General features: G+C 73.7%; 5 protein-coding genes and 1 pseudogene. 3 read left to right on the top strand and 3 right to left on the bottom strand.

Annotated elements, in window-relative coordinates; all coding sequences use genetic code 11:
* Both ABFX54_RS55300 and ABFX54_RS55305 read left to right on the top strand, forming a co-directional pair.
* Positions 1-1,136, top strand: a 1,136-nt coding sequence (locus ABFX54_RS55300; RefSeq protein ID WP_346115377.1) for a WD40 repeat domain-containing protein, incomplete at its 5' end; no start/stop codon positions are given.
* The gene (locus ABFX54_RS55305; protein ID WP_346115378.1) at positions 1,133-3,130 is read left to right on the top strand and encodes a protein kinase domain-containing protein; all 1,998 of its coding nucleotides are present in this window, start codon (positions 1,133-1,135) and stop codon (positions 3,128-3,130) included. The genes ABFX54_RS55300 and ABFX54_RS55305, both read left to right, overlap by 4 nt.
* Before the next feature lie 57 nt (positions 3,131-3,187).
* Here the strand turns inward: ABFX54_RS55305 and ABFX54_RS55310 are convergent, their stop codons facing one another.
* Both ABFX54_RS55310 and ABFX54_RS55315 read right to left on the bottom strand, forming a co-directional pair.
* Positions 3,188-3,637 carry an RrF2 family transcriptional regulator gene (locus ABFX54_RS55310; RefSeq protein ID WP_346115379.1) on the bottom strand — a complete coding sequence of 150 codons (450 nt, stop codon included), beginning with the start codon at positions 3,635-3,637 and terminating at the stop codon, positions 3,188-3,190.
* Between the two features lie 8 nt (positions 3,638-3,645).
* Positions 3,646-5,466, bottom strand: a complete 1,821-nt coding sequence (locus ABFX54_RS55315) for an endonuclease/exonuclease/phosphatase family protein (RefSeq protein ID WP_346115380.1) — start codon at positions 5,464-5,466, stop codon at positions 3,646-3,648.
* Positions 5,467-5,544: 78 nt separating this feature from the next.
* Between ABFX54_RS55315 and ABFX54_RS55320 the strand changes: the two genes are divergently transcribed.
* A complete protein-coding gene (locus ABFX54_RS55320; protein WP_346115381.1) occupies positions 5,545-6,747 on the top strand; it encodes an ROK family transcriptional regulator in 1,203 nt (400 codons plus the stop codon).
* 165 nt (positions 6,748-6,912) lie between these two features.
* Here the strand turns inward: ABFX54_RS55320 and ABFX54_RS55325 are convergent.
* A pseudogene (locus ABFX54_RS55325) lies at positions 6,913-7,416 on the bottom strand (glycoside hydrolase family 3 protein); the annotation flags it as partial.

The raw sequence follows: 7,416 nt of genomic DNA on the forward strand, positions 1-7,416 counted from the left end.
CGCCGCCCGCCGCGACCCCGCCGCCGTGGAGGGGCCGCGGCGTGCTCGCCCTGGCCGCCGCCGTCGCCGCCGGGGCGCTGGTGTCGGCCGCGGGGTTCCAGGTCCTGGCCGGCGACCGCCCCGCGACCAGGGGTGCGGCCGCCACCGCCGCCAAGCCGACGAGCGCCGTCACGCCCGCGCCCGGCGCCGCCCCCACGCCCACGATCACCTCGGTCCAGACCGAGGCGCCGTCGGACGACGTGGAGAAGAAGGGCGTGACCGACACGAAGCTGAAGGACGCGAGCGTGACCCTGCACGAGCATCCCGACGACGGGGTGCGGCTCGTCTCCTACCTGGGTTCGGGGGGCAAGTACTCCGGCTACGCGCGGCGGCCCGGAGGGGAGTTCAAGGAGATGGGCAACTATGAGCAGCCCCTCCTGTCTCCCGGCGGCGACTGGGTGGCGCTCAACCCCATGCTCAAGTTCCAGACCTCCGAGCTGGACCAGATCAGGTTCGTCCGGATGTCCACCGGAGAGTCCTTCGTCGTCAGCACCGTCAAGAAGCCCCTGCAGGGCCTGACACCCGTCTGGTCCAGGGATGGCGGCAGGCTGCTGGTATCGGTCTACAACCAGGACAAGGAGCAGCGGCTGGTCGGGTTCGTGGTGATCGAGCTGGCCACCAGGAAGGCCGTGCACGTCGAGACCGAATACACCGACAACTCCTCCCTGGCCTACAACTTTGCCCCCGACGGCACGATCGTGCGCGGGTTCTGGGACGGCAAGAACTCCGGGATCGAGTTCTACGACATGTCCGGCGAGGTCACCAAGACCATGCACTGGGTGGGCCTGCCGCGCGGCGGCGAGTGGTTCTCGCCGTCCGGTAAGCGGCTGGCCACCGTATGCCCGAACGGCAAGGAGCTGTGCGTGTGGGATCTCGCGAGCGGGGCACGGCAGGCGACGGTCGCCTTCGGTGACGACAAGGGCTCCTTTCTCGGCTGGTTCAACGAGAAACACCTGATGGTGCAGGATCCGGGCAAGAAGAAGAACACCCAGCAGATCAGGATCATCGACCTCACCGGCAAAGCCAAGCGGGTGCTGGCCGACCTGGCGACGGAGAGGCCGGTGCTGCTCCAGTTCGCCCGCGTGCCGCGATCGTGAGGCCGCTGCTCGCGCACGATCCCGTCCAGGTGGGGGAGCACCGCGTGGTCGGGCGGCTCGGCGTGGGCGGGCAGGGCGTCGTCTACCTGGGCGAGTCGCCCGGCGGCGGCCGGGTGGCGATCAAGATGCTGGGGGCGGAGCTGGACGACGCCGAAGCCCGCTCGCGCTTCCGGCAGGAGGTCGGGTACGCGCGGCGGGTCAAGGCGTTCTGCACCGCGCAGGTGCTGACCAGCGGCGAGCTCGACGGCATGCCGTACGTGGTGAGCGAGTACGTCGACGGCCCCTCCCTGGCGAGTGTGATCACGGACAGAGGGCCGCTGCGCGGGGCGGAGCTGCGGCGGCTGGCGATCGGGACGCTGACCGCGCTGGCCGCGATCCACCAGGCCGGGGTGGTGCACCGGGACTTCAAGCCGGGCAACGTGCTGCTCAGCAGGGACGGGCCCCGGGTGATCGACTTCGGCATCTCGCGGGCCCTGGAGGAGACCGAGGCCGGCGGGGAGCTCGTGGGGACGCCGCCGTACATGGCGCCGGAGCAGTTCGCCGACCGGCCGGTGGGGCGGGCCGCGGACCTGTTCGCCTGGGCCTCGACCATGGTGGCCGCCGCCACCGCCGAGGCGCCGTTCGGCAGCGGCGACGTGGCCGCGCTGATCACCCGGATCCTGCACCAGGAGCCCGACCTCGGCGCGCTTGACGGCGACCTGCGCGAGCTGGCCGCCCGCTGCCTGGCCAAGGACCCCACGGCCAGGCCCACGGCCGCGCAGGCGCTGCTCACCCTGCTCGGGCACCCCGTTCCCGAGCGGACGCCGCGCCACCAGGGCGAACTGCTGGCCGAGGGCCAGGAGTCGGCGGCCCCGCCGGACGGCGCTCCGCGGTCGGGCGGCGGGCTGCGGCCGGGCCGCGGAGTACGGTCGGGCGGAGGACAGGAGCCGGAGGCCGGGGAGCAGGACCCGGCGGCTGTGGGGCGGCGCAGGAGATGGCCGCTGGTGGCGGGGGCGGTGCTCGCCGCGCTGGCCGCCGCCGCGGCGGCGCTGCTGCTGTTCCCACGGCCCCAGCCGGGGGCACGACCGCCCGCCGCCACCGCGCCGGCAACGGCACCACTGCCCACTCCACGCCCGGGGGACATGGCGCGCACGTCCACCACCGAGGTGAAGATCCCCGGCACCGGGATCACGCTGCACGAGAACCCCGCCGACCCCCTCTGGGTCTCCTCCTACCGAGACGAGCGCGAGGAGGGCGGTTACGCCACCTACACGCGCGACCCCGCCACCGGGGCTTTCGGCTTCTTCGGCGCCTGGGAGGAGCCGATCATGTCCCCGGGCGGCCGGTACGTGGCCTCGCTGTCGGTGACCCGCTTCCGGCGCACCGGCTTCGAGTTCATCCGGATCCGCGACCGGGCCACCGGCCAGGACCGGGAGCTGCGCACGGTGGACAAGCCCGCCACGTTGTTCGAGCCGGTCTGGTCCGCCGACGGGCGGCGGTTGCTCGCGACGGTCGCCGACGAGAAGGGCAAGGCCCAGGGGTTCGCGGTGATCGACGTGGTCGCGGGGGACGTCAAGGCCGTCGAGGTGACGGACGCGGCCGAGACCAGGTTCGCGTGGGGCTCCGGCGACAGCGTTCTGTACCAGGCGACCGGCGAGGTGATCAGGGCGCTGGACCTTCAGGGCGGGCGGCTGCGCGAATTCGCCGGGAAGCTTTCGCCGGGCGGAGCCGTGCGTACGCCGATCGGCACGGTCTTCGGCACCGAGTGCCCGGGGAACGCGCGCGACGTCTGCTTCCTCGACGAGACGAGCGGCGCCAAGAAGGGCGAGGCCCGGCTGGGGAAGGGGGCCACCTTCCGCGGCTGGCTGGACGAGCGCCATCTGCTGGTCACCATACGCTCCGGCGACGACTTCGACGTCGTCATCGCGGACGAGACCGGCCGGACGGTGCGGACCCTGGCCACCGGCCCCGCGTCCACGATCGACAGGGTCCCCTTCTGGTACACGAGGAAGTGACGCCGGGTCGCCGGGGCCAGGAAGGGGTCTGTCTCAGGCGGAGGGCCGGGGGAGGGGTCAGTCCCAGGCGGCGGGGTCGGAGGCGAGCACGCGGATGCGCTCGGGCAGCGCTCCCGAGGCCACCTGCTCCAGCGTGACCTCCTCCAGGATCGAGCGCTCCGTCGCCCGCAGCGCGATCCACACCTGCTGCAGCGACTCGGCGGGCCCCCGGTAGCCGACGTGCTCGGGCCGCTCGCCGCGGACGTTGGCCAGCGGGCCGTCCACCGCCCTGATGACGTCGGCCAGGGAGATCTCGGCGGCGGGCCGGGCCAGCACGTAGCCGCCCTCGGGGCCGCGCTGGCCGCGTACGAGCCCGGCGCGGCGCATCTGGAGCAGGATGTTCTCCAGGTATTTGGGCGGCATGTCCTGCTCCTTGGCGAGCTCGCCCACAGTGGTCGGGCCCGCACCGGCTGCGGCGAGTTCGGCGGCGGCGCGAAGGGCGTAGTCGACACGAGCGGATAGGCGCATGTTCTCGATTATCCCTCCTGGTCAACACTGGTTAGGCGCAAGGTCGTCAGAACGGGCAGGTGATCTGAATACGGCAGCCGCGGTACCTGGGCCGAAACGGCCGTCAAACCCGCGCTGATCAGCACGTGGTCGATCCGTCCCACCGGCCTGCCGGCGGGCGAGGTGGGCGGATCGCCCAGGGTTTTCAGGGGGTCCGACAGCCCCGCCGCGAGCAGCACGCGCATCTCGGGATCGTCCGGCGTGATGTTCAGATCGCCGGCCAGGATCACCGGCCGGCTCGCGGCCAGGTCGCGCACGATGGCGGCGACCTCGGGAGCCTGCCCGGCGGGTGCCTGGAGGTGGGTGTTGACCACGCCGACCTCCCTGCCGTTCACCTCGACGACCGCGGCCTGCGCCTGCGCCTCCGTGGGATAGCCGTGCCGCCCCAGCCCGTACGACCGCACGCTCTTGACCGGCAGGTTGGTGAGCAGCGCGTCGCCCCAGACGTTGTCGGCCGCCGGCGCGAAGTAGTGGCGCATGCCCAGGCCGCGCGCGATCCGGTCCAGGTCGTCGTGCCCGCCGTTGAGCAGCCAGCCCCGGTCCACCTCGCTGAGCAGGACGATGTCGGGCCGCCGCGCGGCGGCCCACGAGGCGATGCGGTCGAGCGACAGCCGCCCGTCCAGTCCGAACCCCATCCTGATGTTGTACGCGATCAGCGTGAGGTCGTCCGAGCGCCGGGCCGCCACGGCGGGCGCGGGCTGCCAGGAGACGGCCACCACCAGCGGCACCAGCACGAGCGCGGCGGCCAGGGCGGCGGGTAGGGTCCGGCGGCGGGCGGGCAGCTCCACGGGCGGGTCGCGGACCAGCCGCGGCACCACGGCCACCGCGGCGACCAGCACGGAGACCGCCACGGGCACCACGGAGTTGGGCACGCCGAGGTCGAGGTCGTAGGCCGCGTAGTAGGCGAACGTCCCGACGAGGAAGACGAGGCCGCCGCAGAGCAGGGCCAGGCCCTGGCGCCGCCCCGCGGGCCCGGTGCCGGCCGCGGCGAGCATGCTGCCGAGGAACCCGATCGACAGCCCCGGAACCCCGGCACCCGGCAGGTAGGTGACCACCGTGATCGCGACGAGCGCGATGCCCAGCCCGAGCTCGATCAGCGGGGACGTGGCCGGGCCCAGCGCCGCCGCGGTCGCCGCGACCAGCGTCAGCGTCAGCAGGCCGGAGGTGAGCGCGAGCGTGCCGAGCGGCTCGGGGCCCTGCTCCGGCTTGGCCCACGACGTGGCCGCCATCCCGGCCAGCAGCAGCGCGGGCCCGAAGAGGAACCAGACCCGCGCGGGAGCGGGCGCGCCCTGCGTGCGCGGCGTGGAGAGCAGCGCCAGGAACAGGGCCAGGCACAGCGCGAGCGTGGCCGCCCAGGGCAGCGGGCCCGCCCGCCAGACCAGGTCCACCCCGTCCAGCAGCAGGTGGACGAGGGACGACAGCGCGATGCCGCCCATGATGCCGACCGGCACGGCCCTGCGGGGGACCGCGCAGGCGCAGCCGTACAGGAGGACGAGGCCGGCCGTGACTCCGGCGGAGGAGACGTGGAGCTGGCTCACGCCCGCCTGGAGCAGTAGCCGCGCCGCGACCAGCCCGGCCGCACCGGCGACCAGGGCGTGGCGCGGCTTTGACAGCAGGGCCAGGAAGGGGAGGATGAACCAGGCGGCGGCGTACAGGCCCATCAGCTCCGCGGGCGTCTCGCCCGCGCGGCCGAACAGCGTGATCAAAGAGGGCAGGAAGACCCGCAGGACGTCGAACAGGACTACGATGCCGAGCGCCAGCATGACGGCATGGCCACGCGGGATGGTCATGAGGCATCCTCGTGTTCGCCTGACGCGGCGCGCAAGAGCCGGAGCGCTAAACTTCCAACAACCTTTTCGATTTTGACGGTGGGATTCACGGTGGGATACAGCGCGGAGCGACGCCCTGGTGTGCCCGGACTGCTCAGGGAGATCAACGACCGGGCCGCGCTCGACCTGCTGCTGGCCACCGGTCCCATGACACGCGGGCAGATCGGCGAGCTGACCGGCCTGTCCAAGGTCACGGCTTCGCAGACCCTCGCCAGGCTGGAGGAGCGCGGCCTGGTCGAGGTGGTGGGCACCCAGGCCGGCGGGCGCGGGCCCAACGCGGCCCTCTACTCGGTGATCGCCTCCAGCGCCTACGTGGCCGGCCTTGAGGTCGGCCCTGAACGGCTCTCCGCGGCCGTGGCCGACATCCACGGCCGGACGATCGCCGAGGTCACCGTCGATCCCGACGGGCACGACGACCCCGTCTCCGTGGTGCACGGCGCCATCGCCAAGGCCTGCCGCGGCGCCAGGATCAGCATCTCCCGGCTGCGCGGCGTGGTGATCGGCACCCCCGGCGTGGTCGATCCGCGCAGCGGCGACATCCGCTTCTCCTTCGACCTGCCCGGCTGGCACGAGGGCATCCACGAGGCCCTGGCCGGCGACCTGCGGCGCGAGGTGACGATCGAGAACGACGTCAACCTCGCCGCCATCGCCGAGCGCGCCGACGGGGCCGCCCAGGGCGCCGACGACTTCGTGCTGCTGTGGGCGAGCCGCGGGCTCGGCCTGGCCATCATGCTCGGCGGCCGGCTCCACCGGGGGCGTTCCGGCAGCGCGGGGGAGATCGGCTACCTGCCGGTGCCGGGCGTGCCGCTGCCGGAGGACATCCGCACCCTGCCCGGGCGGCTGCCGTCGCTGGCGGGCGGCCTGCAGTCGCTGGTCAGCGCCGAGGCGGTGACCGAGCTGGCCCAGGGCTACGGCTTCGCGGCCAGCAGCGCCACCGAGGCCGTCAAGGTCGCCGTGGCCGCCGGCGCCGAGGGCGAGCCGCTGCTCGACGAGATCGCGCACCGGCTGGCGCTCGGGGTGGCGGCGGTGTGCGTGGTCCTCGATCCCGGCCTGGTGGTGCTGGCCGGGGAGGTGGGGCTCGCCGGCGGGTCGGCGCTGACGTCCCGGGTGGAGGAGGCCGTGGCCGGGATCTGCCCGGTACGGCCCCAGGTGGTCACGACGACGGTGACGGAGGGCAACCCGGTGCTGCGCGGCGCCGTCCTCGCGGCCCTGGACCAGGCCCGCGAGGAGCTCCTGGCCTGACGGGCACCCGGCGACGGGCATCCCGCCCGACGCGCGCCTCGTTCGACGAAAGAACCCCGCTGACGGCGACCCGCTGACAGGAACCCGCTGACAGGGACCCGCTGACAGGGACCCAGGACACGCCCTGCGGGCCACAACAGGATGCCGGGTGTGCCGGTGCCCGGCTCAGGCGGTGAGGAGCTCCACGGCCGCCTGGGCGTTGGCACGGGCGGCGCCGTACGTCGCGATGTAGGCCGCGCTGTCGGGCCGCCACACGGGCAGCCCCATCTCGATCACGGTCGTGTCGGGCCGGGCCGCCACCAGCGCCGACAGCAGGTTCCTGCTCTCATGGTGCCGATGGGCGTCCTTGACCACGACGACCAGCGACCGGTTCACCGCCTTGGCCAGCAGCCCGGCCACGTCGGCCGCGGCCGGCTTGACCCGGACGATCTCCGCCTCGGGCAGCCACGGGCCCACCCCCCACGGCACGTCGCCCACGGCGATCGTCGGCGGGGTGTCCACCTCGATCACCAGCGGCTCGACCAGCGGCTCCGCCGAGCCGCTCAGGCGCACGGCGCGGCGGGCGGCGTGCAGGCCGACGACGTTCTGCTCGGCCGTGACCTCATCGGGAGCCCGGACGGCCCAGGCCCGCAGCTCGGCCGCGCCCCCCGCCGCCCCCTCCAGCGCGCA

The sequence above is a fragment of the Nonomuraea maheshkhaliensis genome (genome assembly GCF_039529435.1).
Taxonomy (GTDB): Bacteria; Actinomycetota; Actinomycetes; order Streptosporangiales; family Streptosporangiaceae; genus Nonomuraea; species Nonomuraea maheshkhaliensis.

Coding starts and splice junctions, on each gene's coding strand:
- ABFX54_RS55310 (WP_346115379.1), bottom strand. CDS start 3,637: ATGCGCCTATCCGCTCGTGTCGACTACGCCCTTCGCGCCGCCGCCGAA.
- ABFX54_RS55315 (WP_346115380.1), bottom strand. CDS start 5,466: ATGACCATCCCGCGTGGCCATGCCGTCATGCTGGCGCTCGGCATCGTA.